Source organism: Acidovorax sp. DMC1, from assembly GCF_056314325.1.
The window spans coordinates 1-26,812 of sequence record NZ_JBQUYO010000001.1 but is presented as its reverse complement, the minus strand read 5'-3'; the positions used below and the strand labels follow the sequence as shown (position 1 = coordinate 26,812).

The following is a 26,812-nucleotide window of genomic DNA, read 5'->3' as shown; positions in this document are numbered from 1 at the left end:
TTGATAGCTGCTAAGGCATGCTCAACAAGCGCTTGCAGTCATTTTTTGCATTATTTGGAGCGCAGGAACAGCCGGTAGGCCGGATTCAGTGTTTCTTCCACATAGGGGTAGCCCAGCGTGGCCAGGAAGGCGTCGAAGGCCGCCTTGTCTTCGGGCGGCACCTGCATGCCCACGAGGATGCGGCCATAGTCCGCGCCCTGGTTGCGGTAGTGGAATAGGCTGATGTTCCAGGTCGGCTGCATCAGGCTCAAAAATTTGAGCAGCGCACCGGGCCGCTCGGGGAAGGTGAAGCGCATCAGGCGCTCGTCCTGCGCCAGCGCCGAGTGCCCGCCCACCAGGTGGCGCAGGTGTTCCTTGGCCAGCTCGTCGTGCGTCAGGTCCAGCGCCTCGAAGCCGTGGCGGTTGAAGTTCTTTGCGATCTTTTCCGATTCGCCCTTGCCGTTGGTGGTCAGGCCCACGAACACATGGGCGCGGGCGGCGTCGCTGATGCGGTAGTTGAACTCGGTCACGTTGCGCGGGCCGCCGGGCAGGCCGCCGACCACCTCGCAGAAGCGGCGGAAGCTGCCGCGTTCTTCGGGGATGGTGACGGCGAGCAGCGCCTCGCGCTCCTCGCCCACCTCGGCGCGCTCGGCCACAAAGCGCAGCCGGTCGAAGTTCATGTTGGCGCCGCAAAGGATGGCCGCATAGGTCTCGCCCTTGGTCTTGCGCTGGGCCACGTACTGCTTGATGGCGGCCACGGCCAGGGCACCGGCGGGCTCGACGATGCTGCGCGTGTCCACAAAGATGTCCTTGATGGCGGCGCAGACGGCGTCGGTGTCGACGGTGATGTAGTCATCCACCAGGCCCTGTGCCACGCGGAAGGTTTCCTCGCCCACCAGCTTCACGGCCGTGCCGTCGGAGAACAGGCCCACATCGGCCAGCGTCACGCGCTCGTGCGCCTGCACCGACTGGATCATGGCGTCCGAGTCGTTCATCTGCACCCCGATCACCTTGATCTCGGGGCGCACGGCCTTGATGTAGTTGGCCACACCCGAGATGAGTCCGCCGCCGCCAATCGCCACGAACACGGCATCGAGCTGGTTGCTGCCCAGACTTTGCAGCTGGCGCAGGATCTCCATGGCGATGGTGCCCTGGCCGGCGATCACGTCCGGGTCGTCGAACGGGTGCACAAAGGTCAGGCCCTGTTCTTTCTCCAGCTGGACGGAGTGGCCGTAGGCGTCGGAATAGCTCTCGCCAAACAGCACGACCTCGCCACCGAGCGTCTTCACGGCGTCAATCTTGAGCTGCGGCGTGGTGGTGGGCATCACGATCACGGCGCGGGTGCCCAGCCGGTGGGCGCTCATGGCCACGCCCTGGGCATGGTTGCCAGCCGAGGCGCAGATCACGCCGCGCCGCAGCTGCTCGGGCGTGAGGTGCGCCATCTTGTTATAGGCGCCCCGCAGCTTGAAGCTGAACACGGGCTGCTGGTCCTCGCGCTTCAGGAGCACCTTGTTGTGCAGGCGGCGGCTGAGGTTCTTGGCGGGCTCCAGCGCCGACTCCACCGCCACGTCGTACACGCGGGCAGTCAGGATTTTCTTGAGGTAGTCGGCGGGGGTGAGGTGCTGGGTCATGGCAGGTGCAGGAGGAGAGCCCCACCGGCGCAGGGCGGCGGGCGGGGGCCCACATCATAGGGCGTCGCCCTGGCGAGGTGCCGAGGCATCCGGGACGGCAACCTGCCGTGGGACGGTGCGAGCGGGCAAAAAAAAGCCCCGGGCCGTGAGGCCTGGGGCTAATCCATCCTTTGAGGAGATGGAGGAGACAATCGGTGCGAGGCAAGTGCCGGGTTCCGGGCTTCTTGCCGCCTGCCGGTTCCTTTCTGTTCGAAAGCGGCAGCGCATGGGCGAAGTTTAGCGCGAGTCTTGTTGCGATGCAGCAAAATTCGCATCAAATTCTTTTCGTTTCGGTTTTCCGTGCGAAAAAAACCACGTGTCACACAGGAGAAACACAAATGGAATGCACAGTCAGTTGGACCGGCGGGGCGGGAACCCGTTCTGGCATGGGTTTTGTGGCCGAAACCGGCAGCGGCCATGTTTTGACCATGGATGGCGCCCCCGATGCCGCCAACCCCGCCAACGGCGGCCAGAACCTGGCGCCCCGGCCCATGGAGACCGTGCTGGCGGGCACGGGCGGGTGCACCGCCTATGACGTGGTGCTGATCCTCAAGCGCGGCCGCCATGACGTGCGCGGCTGCAGCGTCAAGTTGACGACGGAACGCGCCGAGACCGACCCCAAGGTGTTCACCAAGATCCACATGCACTTCACCGTCACGGGCAAGGGCATACCCCCAGCCGCCGTGGAGCGCGCGATTGCCATGAGCCACGACAAGTACTGCTCGGCCAGCATCATGCTGGGCAAGACAGCCGAAATCACCACCGGCTTCGAAGTGCTGGAGGTCTGAGGGGGCGCGTGTAGTGGTCTGGACTGCCAAGCTGAGCGGGTTGCGGCGCGTATGTTTTGGTGCGCCTGCTGCCTGCGTGAGCCAGCTTGGGGTTCAAAGATAGTGCGCCGTGGTGGTCATGACCTTCGCGGCGCCTTTCATGGCAAGGCGCACCGGGGCGGGCAATTCCAGCGCTCCGGCGGCGCGCGCCTGGTCTGCGTGCCGCTCCTCGTCCTGCTTCATCCGCGCGACCACGGCCCTTGACGCCTGGTCTTGCTCGGGAAGCCTGTCGAGGTGGCTTTGCAGATGCGCTGCCACCTGGGTTTCTGTTTCCACCACAAACCCCAGGTTGGCTCGGTCACTGACCTTGGCGGCCACCAGTCCGAGCGCAAAAGCCCCTGCGAACCACAGAGGGTTGAGCAAGCTGGGGCGGGCACCCAGCGCGTCCAGGCGCTGTTGCGTCCAGGCCAAATGATCGGTTTCTTCGCGCGCCGCTGCCTGCAGGTGGTCCCGCAGGGCGGGGTCGCGGGTGACCGCCGCCTGCGCGCTGTAGAGCGCCTGGGCGCACACTTCTCCCACATGATTCACCCGCATCAGGGCCCCCGCCAGCTTTTTCTGTGCGGGATCGAGCGACGCCTCGGGCACACCGTGGGCTGGTGTCTGCTCGGAAGCGCGGGGTTGGGCGAACAGTGTGCGCAGCGCGTTGTCTGCGGCAGTCAAAAAAGCGTCCATGGAAAGCTTTCGAGTGGCAATGGTGTTGAAACACAAATTGCACTTGGATACAAAAAACCACAAGGCAAGGCACAGGAGTTGCATGCAGCAATCGTGATTTTGCCCGTACGCACTGAAATGTTGCAACACTGCAACGAATTTCCCCTTTCGGGGCGATTGTGGGTGAATTCCTTTGCGAAACCGGTCCGTGTCTGGTGCAATAAGAGCAACTTCCCCACCAGGAGGTTGGCCCGGGAAACCGGCGGGACTGTGCAGGTGCTTTCACCATAGACCCCCCGTACCGGAGCCCGATGTTTAACCTTGGAGTAACTCGCAATGAAAAAATCCCTGATTGCCCTGGCTGTGCTGGCTGCTTCCGGCGCTGCAATGGCTCAATCTTCCGTGACCCTGTTCGGCGTGGTTGACGCAACCTACGCTTACGGTTCCGGCAGCGTCTCTAACAAGTCGCAACTGACGAACTCCGGCTACAACAGCAGCCGTTTGGGTTTCCGCGGCGTTGAAGACCTGGGTGGCGGCATGTCCGCTTCGTTCTGGCTCGAAGCTGGTCTGAACAACGACAACGGCACCGGCGGCGTTACCAACACCAACAACCAAGCAGCTACCAGCACTGGCGGCGGCCTGACTTTCAACCGTCGTTCGACGGTTAGCCTGAACGGCGGCTTCGGTGAAGTGCGTCTGGGCCGTGACTACACCCCTCAATTCTGGAACCTGACCGTGTTCGATCCGTTCGGCACGAACGGCGTGGGCACCACCCAAACCCTGAACTCCAGCCTGGGCGGCCCTACCACCATCCGCGCTTCGAACTCCATCGGCTACTTCCTGCCTGGCAACCTGGGTGGTTTCTACGGCCAAGCCCAGTACTACATGGGTGAGAACAACAGCAACGCTGCCAACAAGAAGGACGGCAACGGCCTGGCACTGCGCGCTGGTTACGCTAACGGCCCCATCAACGCCGCTATCGCTTTCTCCGAAACCAAGTTCCTGACGGGCAACATCAAGGCTGTGAACCTGGGCGGTCAATACGACCTGGGCGTGGCTAAGATCATGGCTCACTACAACCAAGACAAGATCAGCGGCGGCAACGACGGCAAGGGTTTCCTGATCGGCGGTCTGGTGCCCGTGGGCGCTGGCGAAGTTCGTCTGGCTTACTCCACCTACAAGATCGACACCGTTGGTGCTGACCCCCGTACGAACAAGCTGGCTCTGGGCTATGTGCACAACCTGTCCAAGCGCACGGCTCTGTACGCAACGTACGCTCACCTGACCAACAAGAACGGCGCCGCACAAGCTCTGAACGGCGCTGTGACTGGTGTGAACAGCAACTCCAACGGCTACGACTTCGGTATCCGTCACAGCTTCTAATATCGTCAGCTGGCTTTGGCCAGTTGTTGATACAAAAGCTTAAAAGCCGCCTTCGGGCGGCTTTTTTCATTTCTCGAATTGTTTTCGTGAGTTGGTTCGTCGCGTGCGACTCCCTGTGTATCGATTCGAGTAGTCCAAAGCTGTCTCGTGGTTTGCGTGCAGAACAGTGACTGCCATGCAGACCTGTAGGTTTTGTGGGGCAACTGATTTCCCTCTGTGGAGTGCTTCCGTCGAGGTGGCGATAAGGCCCGGTGGGTGGCAAGGCCACAGGGCTCTCTGCCCCTGGGTTGCTGAGTGGTGAAGTAATGTCGCGGCCGTGCCCGGAGGCGTGAGCCCGCGCGGACAAGATAAAAAGAAAGTTTTAGCTGGCACCAACCTTGCATAAAGGACGCGCTGTCAGCGCAGATATAGGCCCTTCATAGCACCGGGGATTCAGGGATTTCCCGTTGGCTATAGAGCAACCTTTACTGCATAGTAAAACTTTTAATCAAGAGGGTTCCATGAAACTCAACCACAGTCTTTTGGCGGTGGCTGCGGCTGCCGCGCTGCTGTTTGCGCCATCACTGCAAGCCAAGCCCTTCAAATGGGCCAGTCAGGGGGAAATCGCGACCTGGGACATTCACTCCCAGAACAATGCGCTGCAAAACGGCCTCCATGCCAACGTGTATGAAAGCTTGGTTTACTACAACAGCAAGACGTTCGATGTGGAACCTGTGCTGGCAACAGCCTGGAAAGAGATCAGCCCCACGCAGGTGCGTTTTACGCTGCGCCAGGGGGTCAAGTTCCATGATGGTTCGCCGTTGACCACGGACGATGCGGTGTACTCCATCCAGCGGGCCATGGCCAAAACGTCCAACTTCACCCCCTACGTGCAGGGCATCAGCAAAGTGGTGAAGGTGGATGCCCAGAACTTTGATGTGATCCTGTCTTCGCCCAACCCAGTGCTGCTGCGTCAGATGACCGAGTTGCGCATCATGAGCAAGGCATGGGCTGAAAAGAACAAGTCGGTAGAGCCCAAAGACATCAAGGGCACCGATGAGAACTTTGCCCACCGCAATGCCATGGGGACAGGGCCTTACACGCTCGAGTCGTGGCAGCCTGATGTGAAGATGGTGTTCAAGCGCAACCCCAACTGGTGGGGCAAGATGGACGGTAATGTGACCGAGATCGTCTACACGCCCATCAAGTCCGCAGCCACGCGCATTGCCGCGCTGCTGTCGGGTGAAGTGGATCTGGTGCTCGACCCGTCCCCCCAAGATCTGGGCCGCCTGCGCGCCAGCCCTGACCTGAAGGTGATTGACGGCGTGGAGAACCGCACGATCTTCCTGGGCATGGACCAGTTCCGCGAAGAACTCCCGGGCTCGAACATCAAGGGCAAGAACCCGCTCAAGGACGTGCGAGTGCGCAAGGCCCTCTATCAGGCGATTGATGCCGAAACCATCTCGCGCAACATCATGCGCGGCCTGGGCAAGCCCACCGGCACCATCGTGGCGCCACAAGTGGCCGGCTACACCGAGGCCGTGGGCAAGCGCTTCCCGTACAGCGTGGATGCGTCCAAGAAGCTGCTGGCCGAGGCGGGTTACCCCGATGGTTTTGAAGTGGACTTCGCCTGCCCCAACAACCGCTACATCAACGACGAAGCCATCTGCCAGGCCGTGACAGCGATGTGGGCGCGCGTGGGTGTGAAGGCCAAGCTGCGCACGCTGCCGCTGGTCAACTACTTCCCGATGATCCAGCGCTACGAAGCCAGCATCTACATGCTGGGCTGGGGCGTGCCGACATTTGACGCGCTGTACAGCCTGCAATCGCTGGTGCGCACGGTGGGCCAAGGTGGTGACGGCAACTACAACGTGGGCCGCTACAGCAACCAGCGCATGGACTATCTGGTGGACCGCATCAAGGCCGAAACCGATGCGCCTGTGCGCGCCCGCATGCTGACCGAGGCGCTGCAACTGTCCAACGACACCGTGTCCCACATTCCTCTGCATGACCAGGTGATCCCATGGGCCATGAAGAAGAACATCGAACTGGTGCACCGTGCCGATAACCGCGTGGACATGCGCACCGTCAAGGTGAACTGATTTATTCTTGACACACTGAAAGCAAGGGCCGTGCGGCCCTTGCTTTCTTTGGTATATCTGACGATGTATTGACCCGCAGTGCCTCGGCCACCAAAAGTGGCGGTGGCACTTCCATCGAACACTCACTCGACTCTCTGATGCTTGCCTTTATATTGCGCCGCCTGATACAGGCTGTGATTGTCATGGTCACGGTGGCCTTCATCTCCTTCATGCTGTTCCAGTACGTGGGAGATCCCGTGGTGTTCCTGTTGGGCCAGGATGCCACCCCTGAGCAGATTCGCGAGCTGCGCAGCGCCCTCGGCCTGGACAAATCCTTTTTCGTGCAGTTCTGGCACTTTCTGGTGAATGCGGCGCAGGGCGAGTTTGGCCTGAGCCTGCGCCAGGGCGCCAAGGTATCGCGCCTGATTGCCGAGCGCTTCCCGGCCACGCTGGAGCTGGCCCTCGTAGCGGCCCTGCTCGCGCTGGTGATTGGTGTGCCGATGGGCGTGTATGCCGCCCTCAAGCGCGGCACTTTCACCAGCCAGTTGTTCATGACCCTCTCGCTGCTGGGCGTGTCCCTCCCCACCTTCCTGATCGGCATCTTGCTGATCCTGGTGTTTGCGGTGCACCTGGGCTGGTTCCCCAGCTTCGGCCGAGGCGAAGTGGTGCAGCTGGGCTGGTGGAGCACCGGCTTGCTGAAGGCCAAGGGTTGGCATCACATCACCCTGCCTGCGATCACGCTGGCCATCTTCCAGCTCACGCTGATCATGCGTCTGGTGCGGGCTGAAATGCTGGAGGTGCTGCGCACCGACTACATCAAGTTCGCCCGGGCGCGCGGCCTGTCCAACCGGGCCATTCACTTTGGCCACGCCCTCAAGAACACGCTGGTGCCTGTGCTGACGATCACCGGTCTGCAACTGGGTGGCCTGATCGCTTTCGCCATCATCACAGAGACCGTGTTCCAGTGGCCAGGCATGGGCCTGCTGTTCATCCAGGCCGTCACGTTTGCCGACATCCCCGTGATGGCTGCTTACCTGTGCCTGATCGCGCTGATCTTCGTGGTGATCAACCTGGTGGTGGACCTGCTGTACTTCGCTGTCGATCCCCGCCTGCGCGTGGGCAAGGCAGGAGGCCACTGATGCAAGGCCCTCGTTTGAAAGCCGGTGGCCGCGCCTTCGCGCACATCGCGCAATACCACCCCGAGTTGACGGCACTGCGGCGTGACCTGCACGCCCATCCCGAGCTGGGTTTTGAAGAGATCTACACCAGCAAACGCGTCAACGAAGCGCTGAAGCTCTGCGGTGTGGATGAGATCCACGACGGCATCGGGCGCACGGGTGTGGTGGGCGTCATTCGGGGGCGCAGCACGGCCAGCGGCAGCATGGTGGGCCTGCGCGCCGACATGGATGCCCTGCCGCTGACCGAGCACAACGACTTCGCCTGGAAGTCCTGCAAGCAGGGCCTCATGCACGGTTGCGGCCACGACGGCCACACCGCCATGCTGATTGGCGCCGCGCGCTACCTCGCGGAAACGCGCAACTTCGACGGCACCGCCGTGCTAGTGTTCCAGCCAGGCGAAGAAGGCTTTGCCGGTGCCCGCGTGATGATGGAAGATGGGTTGTTTGACCGCTTCCCGGTGCAGTCCATCTTTGCCATGCACAACTGGCCCGCGATGAAGCCCGGCACCGTCGGCATCAACGCCGGGCCCATGATGGCCGCTGCCGACCGCTTCACCGTTGAAATCACCGGGCGTGGCGGCCACGGCGCGCACGCTTACCAGACGGTGGACGTGGTGCTGGTCGCGGCCCACATCATCACTGCCGCGCAGAGCATCGTGTCGCGCAACGTCCGGCCTATCGACAGCGCGGTGGTCAGCCTGTGCGCGATGCAGGCAGGCGATCTGGGGGCTTTCAGTGTGCTGCCCGGTACGGCCACGCTGGTGGGCACTGTGCGCACCTTCGACCCGCAAGTGCAGGAGATGGTCGAAAAGCGCCTCAAGGAGCTGTGCAGCGCCATTGCGCTCGGATTCGGTGCCACGGCCACCGTGCACTACGAACGCATCTACCCCGCCACCATCAACAGCGAAAGCGAAGCCATCTTCGCGGGCGATGTGGCCGAATCACTGCTGGGTGCCGACCACGTGGTGCGCGACCTGGAGCCCAGCATGGGCGCCGAGGACTTCTCTTTCATGCTGCAAAACAAGCCGGGCGCTTACCTGCGCATTGGCCAGGGCGCGGGCGCAAGCGGCAGTGCTTTGCACAACAGCCGCTATGACTTCAACGACGACATCCTGCCACTGGGCGCCGCCCTGCATGCGAGCCTGATCGAGCAGGCCATGCCCCTGCCGGCAGTCTGACCGGATGCCCAGCCTTCATTGCTTGCACCGCCCCTTCGCGCAAACACGCTTTTCACCCACCGGAAGTCTTCGTACCCTTCCATTCCACCCTTTCACTACCAGGAGATTTCCATGAAATTCCAGAAAAAACTCGCTGTGACCGCTCTCTTCGCTGCGCTGGCTGCGGCGAGCGTGGTAGCCCAGGCCCAGACCGTGCGCATCGCCAACCAGGGCGATGCGCTGTCGATGGACCCTCACTCGCTCAACGAATCCCTGCAGCTGAGCGTGACCAGCAACGTGTACGAACCCCTGGTGGGCCGCAACAAGGACCTGAGCCTGGCGCCCGCGCTGGCCACCAGCTGGAAGCAGATTGCCCCGACCGTGTGGCGCTTCGAACTGCGCAAGGGTGTGCAGTTCCATGACGGCACGCCGTTCACGGCCGACGACGTGGTGTTCAGCTTTGCCCGCATGAAGGGCGATGGCTCGGACATGAAGGCCACCAACAGCGACATCAAGCAGGTGCGCAAGATCGACGACCACACGGTCGAGATCGATACCGTCGCTCCCCAGCCCATCCTGCCAGACGTGATCACCACGTCCTACATGATGAGCAAGAAGTGGTGTGAGACCAACCAGGCCACCACCCCCGTGGATCGCCGCAAGGGCATCGAAAACGCCGCATCGTTCCGCGCCAACGGCACGGGCCCCTACCGCCTGCGTGAGCGCCAGCCCAACGTGCGCACGGTGTTTGTGCGCAACGGCGCTTACTGGGACAAGATCGAAGGCAACGCGACCGAGGTCGTCTTCACGCCCATCGGCAACGACGCCACCCGCGTGGCAGCCCTGCTGTCGGGCGAAGTGGACGTGATGGAGCCCGTGCCGGTGCAAGACATCGAGCGCATCAACAACAGCGCCAACGCCCGCGCCATCACCGGCCCTGAGCTGCGCACCATCTTCCTGGGCATGGACCAGAAGCGCGACGAGCTGCTGTACTCCAACGTCAAGGGCAAGAACCCCTTCAAGGACAAGCGCGTGCGCCAGGCCTTCTACCAGGCCATCGACATCGAAGGCATCAAGAAGACCGTGATGCGCGGTGCCTCCAACCCGTCCGCACTGATGGTGGGCCCCGGCATCAACGGCTTTCAGCCCGACGTCAAGCGCCTGCCTTATGACGTTGAAGCCGCCAAGAAGCTCATGGCCGAAGCCGGTTACCCCAACGGCTTTGAAGTCACCATGAACTGCCCCAACGACCGTTACGTGAACGACGGCCGCATCTGCCAGACGGTGGCTGCCAACCTGTCGCGCATCAACGTCAAGATCAACCTTGCAGCCGAAACCAAGGGCACGTACTTCCCCAAGGTGCTGCGCCGCGACACCAGCTTCTACATGCTGGGCTGGACCCCCACCACGTACGACTCGCACAACGCCCTCAATGCGCTGATGATCTGCCCCGACGACAAGACTGGCGCGGGCCAGTTCAACCTGGGTGCGTACTGCAACCCCAAGCTGGACGAGCTGACCAAGAAGATCCTGGTCGAGACCGACAAGCCCAAGCGCGACGCCATGATCAAGGAAGCCTTTGAAGTGCACACCGCCGATGTGGGCCACCTGCCGCTGCACCAGCAGGCGCTGGCCTGGGGCGTGAGCAAGAAGGTCAAGCTCGTGCAGATGGCTGACAACTACATGCCGTTCAAGTGGATCACCGTGAGCAAGTGAGCCCGCATTTTTCCGACTGATCGATACGACGACAACAACAAAGCCACCGGCTGATCCAAGCCCGCAACAACACCCGCAGCTACCCGCTGCGCGTGTTGTTGCCCGTTGACTGGTTTCCCACAATGAAAACTACCCTTGCCCGCTGGTTCGACAGCGACGTTGGCTACAGCTTCCGCACATCGCCGGTCGCCATGCTGGCCGCTGCCATTGCGCTGATTTGCCTGTTCTGTTCGGTGTTTGCCGGATGGGTGGCACCCCACAACCCGTTCGACCTGACCACGCTGGAGCTGAGCGATGCGCGCCTGCCTCCGGCATGGAGCGAAATGGGCTCGATGAAATATCCCCTGGGCACCGATGACCAGGGCCGTGACATCCTGTCTGCGCTGATCTACGGCGCGCGCATCTCGCTCGTGGTGGGCATCGCCTCGGTGGTGCTGTCCGTGGTGGTGGGCGTGGCCTTTGGCCTGCTGGCAGGCTTTCGGGGCGGCTGGGTGGATGCCGTGCTCATGCGCCTGTGCGACGTGATGTTGTCCTTTCCCGCCATCCTGGTCGCGCTGCTGATTGCTGGCGTGGGCCGTGCGCTGTTCCCCAATGCCCACGAGTCGCTGGCGTTTGGCGTGCTGATCCTTTCCATCTCCCTCACCGGCTGGGTGCAATATGCCCGCACGGTGCGCGGCTCCACGCTGGTGGAGCGTAACAAGGAATACGTGCAAGCCGCCCGCGTGACGGGCGTCTCGCCGCTGCGCATCATGCGCAAGCACGTGCTGCCCAACGTGATGGGGCCCGTGCTGGTGCTGGCCACCATCCAGGTGGCCACGGCCATCATCACCGAAGCCACGCTGTCTTTCCTGGGCGTGGGCGCGCCGCCCACTTCGCCCTCGCTGGGCACGCTGATCCGTATCGGCAACGACTACCTGTTCTCGGGCGAATGGTGGATCACCGTCTTCCCGGGCGCCATGCTGGTGCTGATTGCTTTGTCCGTGAACCTGCTGGGTGACTGGCTGCGCGACGCGCTCAACCCCCGCCTGCGTTGAACAAGAACAAGAAGAAAAGCGATATTTCCATGAGCCTTCTCGAAGTCAAAAACCTCGTTGTCGAATTCCCGGGCCGCCGCGGTACCCTGCGCGCTCTGGACGACATTTCCTTTTCCATCGCACCCGGTGAGATCCTGGGCGTGGTGGGAGAGTCCGGCGCCGGCAAGTCGCTCACCGGCGCGGCCATCATCGGCCTGCTGGAGCCGCCCGGGCGCGTGGCCTCGGGCCAGATCCTGCTGGAAGGTCAGCGCATCGACAACCTCAACAACGAGGAGATGCGCCACATTCGGGGCCGCCGCATCGGTGCCATCTTTCAAGACCCGCTGACCTCGCTGAACCCTCTGTACACCGTGGGCCGTCAGCTCACCGAGACCATCCTCGCCCACCTGCCGGTCAACGCCGCCGAGGCCCGCCAGCGCGCCATCCAGTTGCTCAAGGACACCGGCATTCCGGCGGCCGAAGAGCGCATCGACCACTACCCCCACCAGTTCTCGGGCGGCATGCGCCAACGCGTGGTGATTGCCCTGGCCCTGGCCGCCGAGCCCAAGCTCATCGTGGCCGACGAGCCCACCACGGCGCTCGATGTGTCCATCCAGGCACAGATCATCACGCTGCTGAAAAACATCTGCAAATCGCGTGGCGCGGCCGTCATGCTCATCACCCACGACATGGGCGTGATCGCCGAAACCTGCGACCGCGTGGCCGTGCTGTACGCAGGCCGCGTGGCCGAGATCGGCCCGGTGCATGACGTGATCAACCAGCCATCCCACCCCTACACCGCCGGGTTGATGGCCTCCATCCCCGACATGGAACAGGACCGCGAGCGCCTCAACCAGATCGACGGCGCCATGCCGCGCCTCAACGCCATCCCCAAGGGCTGTGCCTACAACCCCCGCTGCCCCAAGACCTTTGACCGCTGCATGACCGACCGCCCCGACCTGATGGATGCAGGCGCTACCCGCGCTGCCTGCTGGCTGCATGCCGGTGCAACGACCCAAGCCAAGGTGACCGCATGAGCGCCGCCGCAACGAATAGCAAGGCTCTGGTGCAGGCGCATGACCTGGCCAAGACCTTCGACGTCTCTGCCCCGTGGCTCAACCGCGTGATCGAGCGCAAGCCCCGCACCCTGCTGCATGCGGTGGACGGCGTGAGCTTCGAGATCGAGAAGGGCAAGACGCTGGCGCTGGTGGGCGAATCCGGCTGCGGCAAGAGCACCGTGGCCCGCCTGCTGGTGGGCCTGTACGACCCTACGCGCGGCGGTCTCACGTTTGATGGGCAAGACGCCCATGCGGCCTTCAAGGGCAACAACGCCAAGGCCATGCGCCGCCGCATCCAGATGATCTTCCAGGACCCGTACGCCAGCCTGAACCCCCGCTGGCTGGTGGAGGACATCATCGGCGAGCCCCTCAAGGAGCATGGGCTCATCACCGACAAGGAGCAGCTCAAGCAACGTGTGGGCGAACTGCTGCAATCGGTGGGCCTGTCGCCTCTCGATATGGTCAAGTACCCGCACCAGTTCTCCGGCGGCCAGCGCCAGCGCATCTCCATCGCTCGCGCCCTGGCCACCGAGCCCGAGTTTCTGGTCTGCGACGAGCCCACCAGCGCGCTCGACGTGTCGGTGCAGGCGCAGGTGCTCAACATCATGAAGGACCTGCAGCGCGAGCGGCAGCTCACGTATCTGTTCATCAGCCACAACCTGGCCGTGGTGCGCCATGTGAGCGACCAGGTCGGTGTGATGTACCTGGGCCGCCTGGTGGAGCTGGCCGACAAACACACGCTGTTTGACACGCCGCGCCACCCCTACACGCGCATGCTGCTCGATGCCATCCCCAAGATGCACGACACCGGCAAGGCGCGCACACCGGTGCAGGGCGAGGTGCCCAACCCGTTGAACCCGCCGCCCGGCTGTGCGTTCAACCCGCGCTGCCCCCATGTGAATGACCGCTGCCGCACCGAGCGCCCCAAGCTCCAGAGCATCGGCGGCATCCGCATTGCGTGCCATGCGGTGGAGGAAGGGCGGATCTGATGCCCCGCGCCGCGCCGGCGTGCGGCGAAGTCACCCGGAGTGCGGGACAAGGGTGCAGGTGGATGTGTTTGCTATAAAAAATATAGCTATTGACGCATGATTGACTAGCGCCTGCGCCCGTTTTGGCATTGGGAGTCGATCAAGGCGCTGATCCGGCCGCCGCTGGCGCGCCTGACTCGGCGGCGGGCAGGGCCCGCCCCAGCAGGTAGTCAATGCAGGTGCGCACCGCCCGGGTCTGGTGGCGGTTGGGCATGTAGAGCATGAACATCTGGGTGCCAAAAATGCTCAGCCGCCAGTCGTCGAGCGTGGTCAGCACTTCGCCGCTGGACACGGCGTCCTGCACCACGTAGTCCGGTACCAGCCCCACGCCAAGCCCTGCCAGGATGCCCTGGCGCAAAAACGGAAAGTGCTCCGAAATGAGGGTGGGCTCCAGCATGGCTTCCTGGCGCTGGTCACCCCGGTATCCGCGCAGGCGCAGCTGCTTGCCTACCACCCCTGCGGTGATCACCGGCGCGGCCTGCAGAGCTTCGAAGTCCTGGGGCAGCCCATGCGTCTCGGCGTACTCCCTCGATGCGCAGGCGATGTAACGCACGCTGCCCAGGTCGCGCGCCACCAGCGTGGGTGGGGGCTCAGGCATCACGCGGATGGCGATGTCCACCTCATCGCGTATGAGGTCGTCCACCCGGTTTTCGAAGCGCACATCCAGCACGATGCCGGGGTACAGCCGCTTGAAGTCGATCAGCCAGTCCGACATCACCATCTGCCCATAGCCACTGGGTACGCTCAGGCCCACGCGGCCCTGCAGGCCCTGGCCCAGCGTGGCAATCGTCTCGCGCGCGGCCAGCATTTCGTTCTGAATGGCGCGGCCATGGGCGTACAGGCGCAGGCCCACCTCAGTGGGCTCCACCCGGCGCGTGGTACGGCGCACCAGCTGCACACCCACCGATTTTTCCAACTGGTGCAGGTGGTAGCTCACATTCGCACGCGTCATCTTCAGGTTGCGCGCGGCCTGGCTCAGGTTGCCGGCATCAAGGATGTCGACCAGCACGGTGAGGGAGGTGAGTTCCATAGGCGGGATAGGTGGGGCGGCGCCTGAACGCTCGTTTGCCGCAGTTTGTCAAAAGAAGTTTGACAGTCTGTCAATGGGCTATGTAATTGTCAAGATTACTTCGCGCATCAACAATCCCCCGGTCATCAACAGGCACAGCCATTGACCAGGAGACTTCCCCGTATGCATGCCGCCGCTGCCGCATCTTCCGTTGTTACGACCGCGCTGCATGGCGATGTTCTGGTCGTCACCATCGACAACCCGCCCGTCAATGCCCTGGGCGCCGCCGTGCGCCAGGGCCTTTTGGCCGCCATGCAGCAGGCGCAGGCCGATGCCGCCGTGGCGGCTGTGCTGCTGGTGGGCGCGGGCAAGGCCTTCATTGCCGGGGCGGACATCCGCGAATTCGGCAAGCCCCCGGTTGCTCCCATCCTGCCCGAGGTCTGCCGCGCCATCGAAAACCTGAACAAGCCTGTGGTCGCCGTGCTGCACGGCGCAGCCTTGGGCGGTGGGCTGGAGGTGGCTTTGTCGGCCCACTACCGGCTGGCTTTGCCTGCTGCCACACTGGGCCTGCCCGAGGTGAACCTGGGCCTGCTGCCCGGCTCAGGCGGCACGCAGCGCGCCCCACGCTTGATGGGCGTGCTGGCCGCCACCACCCTCATGCTCAGCGGCCAGCCCCTCAAGGCCCAGGCCGCGCTGCAAGCCGGGCTGGTGGACAAGCTGGTGGAAGGCACCGACCCGCAGGCCGCAGGCCTGGCCTACGTGCGCGAACTGCTGGCGGCCAATGCGCCCGTGCGCCGCACGCGTGACTTGACCATTGCCGAGCCGCAGGCTGCGCTGGCCTGGCTCGACGCGCAAAAGGCTGAGACCGCCAAGAAGTCGCGCGGCCTGTTCTCTCCCCTCAAGATCATCGAATGCGTGCAGGCCGCGCTGCAACTGCCGTTTGACGAAGGCATGGCCCGCGAACGTGCGCTGTTCATGGAATGCCTCGACAGCCCGCAACGCGCCGGTCTCATTCACGCCTTTTTTGCCGAGCGTGAAGTGGTCAAGGTGCCCGAGGCCCAGGCCGCGCAGCCGCGCCCCGTGGCCAGCATCGCCGTCATCGGCGGCGGCACCATGGGCGCGGGCATTGCCGTGGCCGCGCTGGATGCAGGCCTGCCCGTGACCATGATCGAGCGCGATGCCGAGTCCATCGCGCGTGGCCGCGCCAATGTGGAGAAGGTCTACAACGCCCTGGTCGCCAAGGGCCGCATGACGGAAGCCGCCCAAGCCGCCGTGATGGCGCGCTACACCGGGAGTACCAGCTACGCCGATATCACCCAGGTGGACCTGGTGATCGAGGCCGTGTTTGAAGACATCGAGGTCAAGAAGGCCGTGTTCCGCGAGCTGGACCGCGTGTGCAAGCCCTGTGCCGTGCTGGCCACCAACACGTCCTACCTCGACATCGACGCCATTGCCGCTGCCACCGGCCGCCCGCAGGACGTGATTGGCCTGCACTTCTTCAGCCCCGCCAACATCATGAAGTTGCTGGAGATCGTGGTGCCCGCCAAAGTGGGGACCGATGTGGTGGCCACGGCGTTTGAGCTGGCCAAAAAACTCAAAAAGGTGCCCGTGCGTGCGGGCGTGTGCGACGGCTTTATCGGCAACCGCATCCTGGCCGTGTACAAGCAGGCGGCCGACCACCTGCTGGAAGACGGTGCCAGCCCGTATGAGATCGACGCTGCCGTGCGCGGCTTTGGCTTTGCCATGGGCCCCTTCCAGGTGACAGACCTTGCCGGTGGCGACATTGGCTGGGCCACGCGCAAGCGCCGTGCTGCGACGCGTGACCCCCAGGCCCGCTACGTGGAAATTGCCGACTGCATCTGCGAACGCGGCTGGTTTGGCCAGAAGACCGGGCGCGGCTTTTACCTCTACCCCGAAGGCTCCCGCACGGGCCAGCCCGACCCTGAAGTGCTGGCCATTGTGGATGCCGAGCGCGCCAAGAAGGGCGTCACCCCCCGCAGCTTCACTGCCGACGAAATCATGCGCCGCTACATGGCCGCCATGGTCAACGAAGGGGCCAATGTGGTGCATGAAGGCATTGCCCTGCGCCCGTTGGATGTGGACGTGACCTTTGTGGCGGGTTATGGCTTTCCGCGCCACCGGGGCGGCCCGATGAAGTGGGCCGACATGACGGGGCTGGACAAGATGCTGGCCGACATCGAGGCCTTTGCCAAGGAAGACCCGCTGTTCTGGAAGCCCTCGCCCTTGCTGGAAAAGCTGGTGGCCGAGGGGCGTGATTTCGACAGCCTGAACAAGGGTGGATAACCGCCACCCGTTCACGCTGAGCCTGTCGAAGCGCGGCGCAAGGCTTCGACAAGCTCAGCCCGAACGGCTGGTTGGCTGGTGGCCTTGGTGGGCCAACGCCATGTCCCGTCCGCCCTGTTTGGCTGTGTTTTAGCACTAATTTTTGAGTCATTTTGGCTTCTAGCGCTCTATCAATAAGCGCAAGCAGCTATTAAATCAGGAGCAATTCATGCGTGAAGCCGTCATCGTTTCCACCGCCCGCACCCCGCTGACCAAGTCGCACCGGGGCGAGTTCAACGCCACGCCCGGCCCGCAGCTGGCGGCGTATTCCGTCAAAGCAGCGGTCGAGCGCTCGGGTATCGACCCCGAACTGATCGAAGACTTGGTGATGGGCTGCGGCTACCCCGAAGGCATCACCGGCAAGAACATTGGCCGCCAGACGGCGCTGCGTGCGGGCCTGCCCCTGTCGGTGGCGGGCATGGTGGCCAGTCGCTTCTGCGCGTCGGGCCTGCAGTCGGTGGCGATTGCGGCGGGCCGCATCGTGGCCGAAGGCGTGCCCGCCATGGTGGCGGGCGGGGTGGAGAGCATATCGGCCATCCGCGCAGGCAACCCCGCAGACATCGACCCCTGGCTGCAAGAGCACAAGCCCGACCTTTACATGGCCATGATCGACACCGCTGACATCGTGGCCCACCGCTACGGCATCAGCCGCGAAGACCAGGACCTGTTTTCGCTGCAAAGCCAGCAACGCACCGCCGCCGCACAGCAGGCGGGCGTGTTTGCCGACGAGATCGTGCCCTGCACCACGCGCATGATGGAAAAGAACAAGGAGACCGGCGAGGTCACCTACCGCGAAGTGACGGCCACGCACGACAACTGCAACCGTGCGAGCACCACGCTCGAAGGCCTGGCCAAGCTGGAGCCTGTGAAAGGCCCCGGCCAGTTCATCACCGCAGGCAATGCCTCGCAACTGTCCGACGGCTCCAGCGCCTGCGTGCTCATGGAAGCCAAGGAGGCCGAGCGCCGTGGCCTGCAGCCGCTGGGCGCCTTCCGTGGCTTTGCGGTGGCCGGTTGCGAGCCCGACGAAATGGGCATTGGCCCCGTGTTTGCCGTGCCCAAGCTGCTGGCACGCCACGGCCTTACGGTGCAGGACATTGACCTGTGGGAGATGAACGAAGCCTTTGCCTCGCAGGCCCTGTACTGCCAGCGCCGCCTGGGCATCCCGTCCGAGCGGCTGAACGTGAACGGCGGGGCCATTGCCATTGGCCACCCCTTTGGCATGACCGGCGCACGCCTGGTGGGCCACCTGCTGCTCGAAGGCCGCCGCCGCAAGGCCAAGTACGGCGTGGTGACCATGTGCATTGCAGGCGGCATGGGCGCTGCAGGGCTCTTCGAAATCTTCTGACCCCGCGCCACACCACCGAACTCTGAACTGCAAGCGACCCGATATGGACCTGAATTTCACCCCCGAAGAAGAAGCCTTCCGCGCCGAGGTGCGGGCTTTCTTGAAAGCCAAGCTGCCCGAACGCATCGCCACCAAAGTCAAAGCCGGGCAGCGCCTGTCCAAGGCCGACCAGGACGAGTGGCACGCCATCCTGAACGAGCGCGGCTGGCTGGCCAACCACTGGCCCGAGGCCTATGGCGGCCCCGGCTGGGGGGCGGTCGAGAAGTTCATTTTCGACACCGAATGCGCCCTGGCCGGTGGCCCGCGCATCGTGCCCTTTGGTGTGAACATGCTGGGCCCGGTGCTCATCAAGTTTGGCAACGAGGCGCAGAAAAAATACTGGCTGCCGCGCATCCTGAGCGGCGAGGACTGGTGGTGCCAGGGCTACTCCGAACCCGGCGCGGGCTCGGACCTGGCTTCGGTCAAGACCACGGCAGTGCGAGTCACGGACGAAACAGGCGACCACTACATCGTCAACGGCCAGAAGACCTGGACCACCCAGGGTCAGCACGCCAACATGATCTTCTGCCTGGTGCGCACCGACCGCGAAGCCAAGGCGCAGTCGGGCATCAGCTTCTTGCTGGTGGACATGAAGTCGCCCGGCGTGGAGCTGCGCCCCATCCGCACGCTGGATGGCGACAAGGAAGTCAACGAAGTCTTCTTCACCGACGTGAAGGTGCCCGTGGAAAACCTGGTGGGCGAGGAAAACAAGGGCTGGACGTATGCCAAGTACCTGCTGACCTATGAGCGCACCGGCATCGCAGGCGTGGGCTTTTGCATTGCCGCGCTGGCCAAGCTCAAGGTGGTGGCCGCCAAGGTGATGAAGAACGGCCAGCCACTGGACCATGACCCGCTGTTTGCCGCCCGCATGGCCCAGGTTGAGATTGACCTGGAGAACATGAAGACCACCAACCTGCGCGTGATTGCCGCCGTGGCCGGTGGTGGCGTGCCGGGGGCGGAAAGCTCCATGCTCAAGATCCGTGGCACCGAGATCCGCCAGGAAATCCTCTCGCTCATCCGCCGTGCGGTGGGCCCATACGCGCTGCCCTTCATCGAAGAGGCGCAGTACGAAGGCTATGCCGACGAACCCGTGGGGCCGAAAGAGGCGGCCACGGCAGCAGCCAACTACTTCAACTACCGCAAGCTGTCGATTTTTGGCGGCTCCAATGAAATCCAGAAGAACATCATCTCCAAGATGATTCTCGGCCTGTGAGGTTGCCGCGATGAACTTTGAACACACCGAAGACCGTCGCATGCTGGCGGACACCCTGAACCGTTTTGTGGCCGAGCAGTACGGGATCGAAACGCGCAACCACATCGCTTACGGCGACACCGGCACGGACCCGGCGCTGTGGGCCCGTTTTGCCGAGCTGGGCGCGATTGGCGCGCTCTTCCCCGAAGCCGATGGCGGCTTTGGCGGCGCAGGCTTTGATGTGGCAGTGGTGTTTGAAGCCCTGGGCAGCGGCCTGGTTGTGGAGCCCTTTGTCAGCGCGCTGGTGGTGGGCCGGGCGCTAGGCTTGGCGGGCAGCGCGGCACAGAAGGAACACATCGCCAGCCTCATCGACGGCAGCACTGTGGCCGCGCTGGCGCATGAAGAGCCCGGTGCACATTACGCATTGAACCGCGTGACCACCCGCGCCGTGCGCAGTGGCGATGGCTGGCAACTCACCGGCCACAAGGCCGTGGTGCTGCATGGCGACCAGGCGCAGATGCTGCTAGTCAGTGCCCGCACCTCGGGCGCTGTGGACGATGAAAGCGGCATCTCGCTGTTCCTGGTGCCCGCCGATGCTGCAGGTCTGAGCCGCCGTGGCATGGGCCGCATCGACGGTGGCCGTGTGGCCGAGGTCAGCTTGCAGAATGTGCAGGTGGGTGCTGATGCACTGCTGGGCACGGAGGGGCAGGGCCTTGCCACGCTGGAACACGCGGTGGGCTGGGGCATTCTGGCCGTGTGCGCGGAGGCGCTGGGCGCCATGGACGTTGCCAAGAAGCACACGCTGGAATACCTGCAAACGCGCAAGCAGTTTGGTGTGCCCATCGGCAGCTTTCAGGCCCTGCAGCACCGCATGGCCGACCTGCTGCTGGAAGTGGAGCAGGCGCGTTCTGCCGTCATCAACGCAGCCGCAGCCATGGACAGCACCGACCGCACCGAGCGCGAGCGCGCACTGTCGGCCGCCAAGGTCACCATGGGCCGTATCGGCGCGTTGGTGGCTGAAGAAAGCATTCAGCTGCACGGCGGCATTGGCATGACGTGGGAGCTGCCGCTGTCGCACTACGCCAAGCGCCTCGTCATGGTGGACCACCAGTTTGGCGATGAAGACCACCACCTGGCGCGCTTTATCGCGCTGGGCCGGAGCTGAAGCCATGGAGCAGCCACTGCCTCTGCTGCAACGCCGCGAGGGCGCGGTGCTCGTGCTCTCCAACAACAACCCCGCCGCGCGCAATGCGTTGTCACCCGCGTTCTACGCGGCACTGACCGAGGCACTGGCGCAGGCCGAGGCCGATCCCACCGTGGGCGCCATCGTGCTCACGGGCGAAGGCGGGCACTTTTGCGCGGGCGGTGACTTACGCCAATTGGCCAAGCGCCGCGAGCTGCCCATTGAAGAACGCCGCGCCAAGCTCGAGGGCCTGCACGACCTGATCCGTACCGTGCGCGATTGCCGCAAGCCGGTGATTGCAGCGGTGGAGGGCGCAGCGGCCGGTGCGGGCCTGTCGCTGGCGCTGGCCTGCGACATGCTGGTGGCTGCGCGCAATGCCGTGTTCTCGGTGGCTTATGTGAAAGTGGGCCTCACGCCCGATGGCGGCGCCACGGCCTTCCTGGCCGAGTTCGTGTCGCGCCAGGTGCTGACCGAGCTGTGCCTCACCGGCGAACGCATTTCGGGCGAGCGGCTGCACGCACTGGGCCCGGTCAACCGACTGGCCGAACCGGGAGAAGCGCTGACCCAGGCATTGGCATTGGCCGCGCAGGTGGCCACCGGGCCTGATGCGGCCATGGGCCACATCAAGGCGCTGTGCCGCAGTGCTTATGCGCATCCGCTGGACGACCAGCTGGAGCTGGAAGCACAGCTCATGGTGCAGTCGCAAGCCACCGAAGAATCCCGCGAAGGCATTGGTGCGTTTCTGGAAAAGCGCCCGGCCGATTTCGCCCGCCTGCGCCAGGTCAATGCCGCTGGCGCGGGTACACAAGACACTACGCAATGACCTCCACAACCCCCACACCCGCATTGCCCGAGGGCATGGACTTTCCGCTCGAAGGCCTGCGCGTGCTCGACCTCTCGCGCGTGTTTGCCGGGCCGCTGTGCGGCCAGGTGCTGGCCGATTTTGGTGCCGACGTCATCAAGGTGGAACACCCCGGACGGGGTGACGACACCCGCGACTGGGGCATGCGCATCGGCAAGACCGAGACCACCTACTACAACAGCATGAACCGCAACAAGCGGTCCATCACGGTGGATTTGCAGACGCCCGAAGGCGTGAAGATCATCCGCGACCTGCTGCCCCAGTGCGATGTGGTGGTGCAGAACTTCAAGACCGGCGGCGCCGAGAAGCTGGGCCTGGGCTACGAGCAGCTCAAGGCCATCAAGCCCGACCTCATCTACTGCTCGGTGGCGGGCTACGACAGCTCGGGCCCCGAGGCCAAGCGCCCCGGCTACGACTTGGTGATTCAGGGCGAGGCGGGTCTGATGGCCATCAACGGTGAGGCCAGCCAGCCACCGCTGAAGTTCGGTGTGGCTGCGGTGGACATGATGACCGGCATGTACGCGGCGCAGGCTGTGCTGGCGGCGCTGTTCCGCCGTGAACGCACAGGCAAGGGCCGCCACATCGAGATGGCGCTGTACGACTGCGGCCTGATGATCACCGGCTACTACGGCCTGGACGCCATGCTGCTGGGCCACGACCCGCAGCGCTACGGCAACGCCCACCCGTCTATCGTGCCCTACGGCATGTTCGAGGCGCAGGATGGTCCGCTCATCATCGCCGTGGGCAACAACAGCCAGTTCGACAAGTTCTGCCGCCAGGTGGTGATGCGCCCGGACATCGTGGAAGACCCCCGTTTCGCCACCAACGTCGAGCGCGCCCGCAATCGACTGACCCTGCTGCCCGAGATGAAGGCGTTGATTGCCAGCTTTCCGCGTGATGTGCTGCTCGAACGCCTGACCGCTGCAGGCATCCCTTGCGGCCGCGTGGCCGGCCTGCACGAAGCGCTGACCAGCGAGCGCACGCGCCGCGGCGGCCTGCTGCAGGAAATGCCCCACCCCGTAGCGGGCACCACGCATGTCTTCGCGCCGCCTTATCGGCTGGACGGGCAGCGCCTGCCCATCCGCAACGCACCGCCCACCCTGGGCGCCGCCACGCGAGAGGTGCTGCAGCAACTGCTGCAACTGCCCGAGGCCGAGCTGCAGGCCCTGCGCGACAAGGGCGTGCTCACGCTGCCCGACCCACAACAACATTGACAGGAGACTCCCCCCATGCGATCCCTTTCCCGCCGCGCCATCCTGGCCACCGTGGCTGCCCTGGCCCCCTTGGCTGTCCCCGGCATCATGTCGGCAGCCCATGCGCAGGCATGGCCTGCCAAGCCCATCAAGCTGATCGTGCCGTACCCGGCGGGCGGCGCCACCGATATCACCGCCCGCACGCTGGGCGAGAAGCTCTCGGCCCGGCTGGGCCAGCCTGTGCTGGTGGACAACCGCGGCGGAGCCGGCGGCGTGACCGGCACCGACCAGGCGCTCAAGTCGCCCGCCGACGGCTACACCCTGCTGGTGTCCCTGGGCACCACCATGCTCATCAACCAGTTCCTGTACGACCGCCTGCCTTACCAACCGCAAAAGGACCAGGCCCTCGTCACGCAGATCGCGCTGGCGCCGGTGGTGCTGCTGGTCAACCCGCAGCTGCCGGTCAACAACGCCTCGGAGCTGATGGCCTACATCGACCGCAACAAGGGCAAGATCGCCTATGGCTCATGGGGCATGGGTTCGTACGCCCATCTGGCGGGTGCATGGCTGTCCGACAAGCACAAGGCCGACATGAACCATGTGGCCTACAAGGGCGAGGCCCCCATGCTGCAGGACCTCGTGGGCGGGCAGTTCCAGATGGCGTTTGCCAGCCTGCAGTCGGCCCGGCCGTACATCGAATCGGGCCGCCTCAAGCCACTGGCCGTGACCGGCGCGCAGCGCATGGACGCGCTGCCCAAAGTGGCCACCATGGCGGAGCAGGGTATCAAGGACGAGGTCTTCCTGGTGACGGGCTGGGTGGGCATGAGCGCACCTGCCAAGACGCCGCCTGAAGTCGTGGCCAAGCTCGGCGCCGAGCTGCAGGCCGTGATCGCGATGCCCGAGGTGCGCGAGCGCATCCAGCAGATGGGCTTCATCCCCGTGGGCAGCAGCCCCGAACAGTTCAACGCGCAGTTCAAGAAGGACGCACCGGTGTGGGAGCGGGTGGTGAAGGTTTCTGGCGCGAAACTAGATTGACACCCCCCTGAGTCGCTTCGCGCCTTCCCCCCGCTCTCGCAACGCTGCGCGTTGCGGGCAGGGGGACGCAGCCAGCGCGGCGGGGCGGCCCTTGCGCGGCTGCCCACGCCTGGGCAGCGCCGGTTACGTCGGGTGTGGGCCAGCACAAAAGCTGAAAGTAAAAACGGATCTCTGATGACGAAACAATGTCTTTTTCCCGCCGCCTTTTCACGTCGCGCAGTGCTTGCAACGGCTGCGGCTGTGTCGGCGCTTGGCCTGTTGGGCACGGCCCCGGCACACGCCCAGGCCTGGCCCAACAAGATGATCAAGCTCGTGGTGCCCTTCCCGGCAGGCGGCCCCACCGACACGGCCTCGCGCATCGTCGGCCAGAAGTTGGCCGAGCGCCTGAAGCAGCCCGTGGTGGTGGAGAACCGCGCGGGCGCGTCGGGCTCGATGGCCGCGCAACAGATCGCCAAGACCCCTGGCGATGGCTACACGCTCATGATGCTGGCCACGCCCACGCTGCTGGCACCGCACTTGTATAAAAAGGCGGGCTACGACACCACCAAGGACTTTGTGTCCGTGGCCACTGTGTACGACCTGCCCATCGTGGTGGTGGTCAACCCGGCGCAGATGCCCACCGTGACCGATCTGCAAAAGCTCATTACCCACGCCAAGGCGCGGCCGGGTCAGCTCAACTACACCTCCTCGGGCGTCGGCAGCTTTGGCCACCTGAGCATGGAGCTGCTCAAGCAGCTGGGTCAATTTGAGATGGAGCATGTGCCTTACAAGGGCGGCGTGCCCGCCATCACCGACACGCTGAGCGGCCAGGTGCCCATGATGTATGCCGACCTCGTGGCGGCGCTGCCCCATATCCAGACTGGCAAGCTGCGTGCGATTGCGGTGGGCTCGCCGCGGCGCGTGGGCGTGATCCCCAACGTGCCCACCATTGCCGAGCAGGGCTTCAAGGGCTTTGATGCCGTCTCGTGGGGCGGCCTGATGGCCCCGCCCGGTACGCCCAAGGATGTGGTCGACCGCATCAGCACCGAAGTCAAGGCCATCCTGGCCGACAAGGAAGTGCAGGACAAGCTGCTCAACGCCGGTGCCATTGCCAACTACCAAGGCCCGGACCAGATGGCCAAGCGCGTGCGAGGCGATTACGCCAAGTGGGGCCAGGTCATCCGCGACAAGGGCATCGTCTTCGAGTAAGTTGGGCCATGACCAACGCAACTGCCTCTGCCCCTTTCCCTCCGTTCCGCCGGGTCTCCGATCTGCTGCGTGACAACGCGCAGCAGCGCCCGCAGGCCAATGCCTTGGCCGATGACGACTCCGCGCTGGACTGGGCTGCACTCGATGCCCTGGTGGACCGCGTAGCCGCATCGCTGCAGCAGGCAGGCCTGCAGTCGGGCGATGTGGTGGCCGTGTGCGCCGCGTCGTCGGTGCTTTATGCCGCCGTGTACCTGGGCGCCCTGCGTACGGGCGTGGTGGTGGCACCGCTGGCGCCGTCCGTCACGCCCGAGGCCATGGTGTCCATGCTGGGCGATGCCCAGGCGCGCCTGCTGTTTGCCGATGCGCAGGGCAGGGCGGCGGTGCCGCCTGCGGTGATGGAAGGCGCCGGTACGCTGCCGCTCGTGGCGCTGGACGACGCGGGTGCGGGTACGCCGTGGAGCGCATGGCTTGCCCCTGAAGGTGCGACGCCGCAGCCGGTGGACGTGGGCCCCGAGCACCCGTTCAACATCATTTATTCCTCTGGCACCACCGGCAACCCCAAGGGCATCGTGCAGTCGCATGGCATGCGCTGGGCGCATCTGGTGCGCGGCCTAGCGCAGGGCTACGGTCCAGACAGCGTCACGCTGCTGGCGACGCCGCTGTACTCCAACACCACGCTGGTGTCGTTCTTTCCTGGCCTGTGCTGGGGCGGCAGCGTGCGGCTGATGCCAAAGTTCGATGCGCTGCGCTACCTGCAGACTGCGCAGCAGATCCGCGCCACGCATTCCATGCTGGTGCCGGTGCAGTACCAGCGCATCATGGCGCTGCCGCAGTTTGGTGAATTCGACCTGTCGTCCTTTCGCGCCAAGTTCTGCACCAGCGCGCCGTTCCGCTCCGAGCTGAAAGCCGACATCCTGGCGCGCTGGCCGGGCGCGCTGTACGAGTTCTACGGCATGACCGAAGGAGGGGGCACCTGCATCCTGGCGGCGCACGAGCACCCGGACAAACTGCACACCGTCGGCCAGCCCGCATCCACCAGCGACATCCGCCTGATCGACGAAGAGGGCCATGAGCTGCAGCCCGGTGCCACCGGCGAGGTGGTGGGCCACTCCCCCGGCATGATGACCGGCTACCACCGCCAGCCCGACAAGACGCGCGAGGCCGAGTGGTTTGACGCCACCGGCAAGCGCTTCATCCGCACGGGCGACGTGGGCCGGTTTGACGCGGACGGATTTCTGACCCTGCTGGACCGCCGCAAGGACATGGTCATCAGCGGCGGCTTCAACATCTACCCCAGCGACCTCGAAGCCGAGCTGCGCAAGCACCCTGCCGTGGAGGACGTGGCCGTGACCGGCGTGCCCTCCGAACAGTGGGGCGAGACGCCGGTAGCCTTTGTGTGTCGCCGACCAGGCGCCACCGAAGACGCCGCCCAGATCATGGGTTGGTACAACGCCCGGGCGGGCAAGACACAGCGGCTGGCCGCGCTGCATTTCATTGATGAGCTGCCGCGCAGCGCGATTGGCAAGGTGCTCAAACGCGAGCTGCGCGACCTGCACCGCGCGCTGTCGCACTGATTGATTTCCTGTTTTTCCAGAAAGACCCAACATGCTGAAAATCCTCGTTCCCGTCAAGCGCGTGGTGGACTACAACGTGAAGGTCCGCGTGAAGTCGGACAACACGGGTGTGGACATCGCCAACGTGAA

General features: G+C 64.3%; 21 protein-coding genes and 1 pseudogene. 19 read left to right on the top strand and 3 right to left on the bottom strand.

The annotated features are described in order from the left end of the window. Positions 1–50: 50 nt before the first annotated feature. Complete coding sequence (ilvA, locus tag ACT531_RS00110; protein WP_476016065.1) at positions 51–1,610, bottom strand: threonine ammonia-lyase, biosynthetic; 1,560 nt, start codon at positions 1,608–1,610, stop codon at positions 51–53. Between the two features lie 377 nt (positions 1,611–1,987). Between ilvA and ACT531_RS00105 the strand changes: the two genes are divergently transcribed. Then, positions 1,988–2,437: an OsmC family protein gene (locus ACT531_RS00105; RefSeq protein ID WP_476016064.1), complete on the top strand. Its 450-nt coding sequence runs from the start codon at positions 1,988–1,990 to the stop codon at positions 2,435–2,437. 93 nt (positions 2,438–2,530) lie between these two features. Here the strand turns inward: ACT531_RS00105 and coq7 are convergent, their stop codons facing one another. Next, positions 2,531–3,148, bottom strand: a complete 618-nt coding sequence (coq7, locus tag ACT531_RS00100; RefSeq protein ID WP_056646690.1) for a 2-polyprenyl-3-methyl-6-methoxy-1,4-benzoquinone monooxygenase — start codon at positions 3,146–3,148, stop codon at positions 2,531–2,533. A gap of 315 nt (positions 3,149–3,463) precedes the next feature. Here coq7 and ACT531_RS00095 point away from each other — a divergent pair, with 315 nt between their 5' ends. The 8 genes from ACT531_RS00095 (at position 3,464) to ACT531_RS00060 (ending at position 13,681) form a co-directional block, all read left to right on the top strand. Next, positions 3,464–4,510: a porin gene (locus ACT531_RS00095; RefSeq protein ID WP_209816156.1), complete on the top strand. Its 1,047-nt coding sequence runs from the start codon at positions 3,464–3,466 to the stop codon at positions 4,508–4,510. A 500-nt stretch (positions 4,511–5,010) separates the two neighbouring features. Next, complete coding sequence (locus tag ACT531_RS00090) at positions 5,011–6,591, top strand: ABC transporter substrate-binding protein (RefSeq protein WP_209816155.1); 1,581 nt, start codon at positions 5,011–5,013, stop codon at positions 6,589–6,591. A gap of 137 nt (positions 6,592–6,728) precedes the next feature. Continuing rightward, complete coding sequence (locus ACT531_RS00085) at positions 6,729–7,709, top strand: ABC transporter permease (protein WP_015012584.1); 981 nt, start codon at positions 6,729–6,731, stop codon at positions 7,707–7,709. Beyond that, positions 7,709–8,926: a M20 aminoacylase family protein gene (locus ACT531_RS00080; RefSeq protein WP_476016063.1), complete on the top strand. Its 1,218-nt coding sequence runs from the start codon at positions 7,709–7,711 to the stop codon at positions 8,924–8,926. The genes ACT531_RS00085 and ACT531_RS00080 overlap by 1 nt, the downstream gene beginning before the upstream one ends. A 111-nt stretch (positions 8,927–9,037) precedes the next feature. After that, complete coding sequence (locus ACT531_RS00075; RefSeq protein WP_060986070.1) at positions 9,038–10,621, top strand: ABC transporter substrate-binding protein; 1,584 nt, start codon at positions 9,038–9,040, stop codon at positions 10,619–10,621. A 122-nt stretch (positions 10,622–10,743) separates the two neighbouring features. Then, on the top strand, positions 10,744–11,655 hold the full coding sequence (locus ACT531_RS00070) for an ABC transporter permease (RefSeq protein ID WP_015012586.1): 912 nt from the start codon (positions 10,744–10,746) through the stop codon (positions 11,653–11,655). 29 nt (positions 11,656–11,684) lie between these two features. Beyond that, a complete protein-coding gene (locus tag ACT531_RS00065) occupies positions 11,685–12,671 on the top strand; it encodes an ABC transporter ATP-binding protein (protein WP_015012587.1) in 987 nt (328 codons plus the stop codon). Beyond that, the gene (locus ACT531_RS00060) at positions 12,668–13,681 is read left to right on the top strand and encodes an ABC transporter ATP-binding protein (protein WP_015012588.1); all 1,014 of its coding nucleotides are present in this window, start codon (positions 12,668–12,670) and stop codon (positions 13,679–13,681) included. The genes ACT531_RS00065 and ACT531_RS00060 overlap by 4 nt, the downstream gene beginning before the upstream one ends. Positions 13,682–13,820: 139 nt before the next feature. On the opposite strand, the gene ACT531_RS00055 is transcribed toward ACT531_RS00060, so the two are convergent. Beyond that, positions 13,821–14,750, bottom strand: a complete 930-nt coding sequence (locus tag ACT531_RS00055) for a LysR family transcriptional regulator (protein ID WP_476016062.1) — start codon at positions 14,748–14,750, stop codon at positions 13,821–13,823. A gap of 162 nt (positions 14,751–14,912) precedes the next feature. Between ACT531_RS00055 and ACT531_RS00050 the strand changes: the two genes are divergently transcribed. From ACT531_RS00050 to ACT531_RS00005, 10 genes and pseudogenes are all read left to right on the top strand, one after another. Next, the gene (locus tag ACT531_RS00050; protein ID WP_476016061.1) at positions 14,913–17,033 is read left to right on the top strand and encodes a 3-hydroxyacyl-CoA dehydrogenase NAD-binding domain-containing protein; all 2,121 of its coding nucleotides are present in this window, start codon (positions 14,913–14,915) and stop codon (positions 17,031–17,033) included. 208 nt (positions 17,034–17,241) lie between these two features. Next, positions 17,242–18,417, top strand: a complete 1,176-nt coding sequence (locus ACT531_RS00045; protein ID WP_476016060.1) for an acetyl-CoA C-acyltransferase — start codon at positions 17,242–17,244, stop codon at positions 18,415–18,417. 43 nt (positions 18,418–18,460) lie between these two features. Further along, a complete protein-coding gene (locus ACT531_RS00040; RefSeq protein WP_476016059.1) occupies positions 18,461–19,669 on the top strand; it encodes an acyl-CoA dehydrogenase family protein in 1,209 nt (402 codons plus the stop codon). A gap of 10 nt (positions 19,670–19,679) precedes the next feature. After that, positions 19,680–20,813, top strand: coding sequence for an acyl-CoA dehydrogenase family protein (locus ACT531_RS00035; RefSeq protein ID WP_476016058.1), 1,134 nt, complete (start codon positions 19,680–19,682; stop codon positions 20,811–20,813). 4 nt (positions 20,814–20,817) lie between these two features. Further along, positions 20,818–21,654, top strand: a complete 837-nt coding sequence (locus ACT531_RS00030) for an oxepin-CoA hydrolase, alternative type (protein ID WP_476016609.1) — start codon at positions 20,818–20,820, stop codon at positions 21,652–21,654. After that, positions 21,651–22,907, top strand: coding sequence for a CaiB/BaiF CoA transferase family protein (locus ACT531_RS00025; protein ID WP_476016057.1), 1,257 nt, complete (start codon positions 21,651–21,653; stop codon positions 22,905–22,907). Before ACT531_RS00030 ends, ACT531_RS00025 begins: the two co-directional genes overlap by 4 nt. 15 nt (positions 22,908–22,922) lie before the next feature. Beyond that, a complete protein-coding gene (locus ACT531_RS00020) occupies positions 22,923–23,921 on the top strand; it encodes a Bug family tripartite tricarboxylate transporter substrate binding protein (RefSeq protein WP_476016056.1) in 999 nt (332 codons plus the stop codon). A gap of 174 nt (positions 23,922–24,095) precedes the next feature. After that, entirely contained in the window at positions 24,096–25,109 is a 1,014-nt protein-coding gene (locus tag ACT531_RS00015) for a Bug family tripartite tricarboxylate transporter substrate binding protein (RefSeq protein ID WP_476016055.1), read from the top strand. An 8-nt stretch (positions 25,110–25,117) separates the two neighbouring features. Next, positions 25,118–26,683, top strand: coding sequence for a class I adenylate-forming enzyme family protein (locus ACT531_RS00010; RefSeq protein ID WP_476016054.1), 1,566 nt, complete (start codon positions 25,118–25,120; stop codon positions 26,681–26,683). A gap of 34 nt (positions 26,684–26,717) precedes the next feature. Next, positions 26,718–26,812 (top strand): annotated as a pseudogene (locus tag ACT531_RS00005) (electron transfer flavoprotein subunit beta/FixA family protein); the annotation flags it as partial.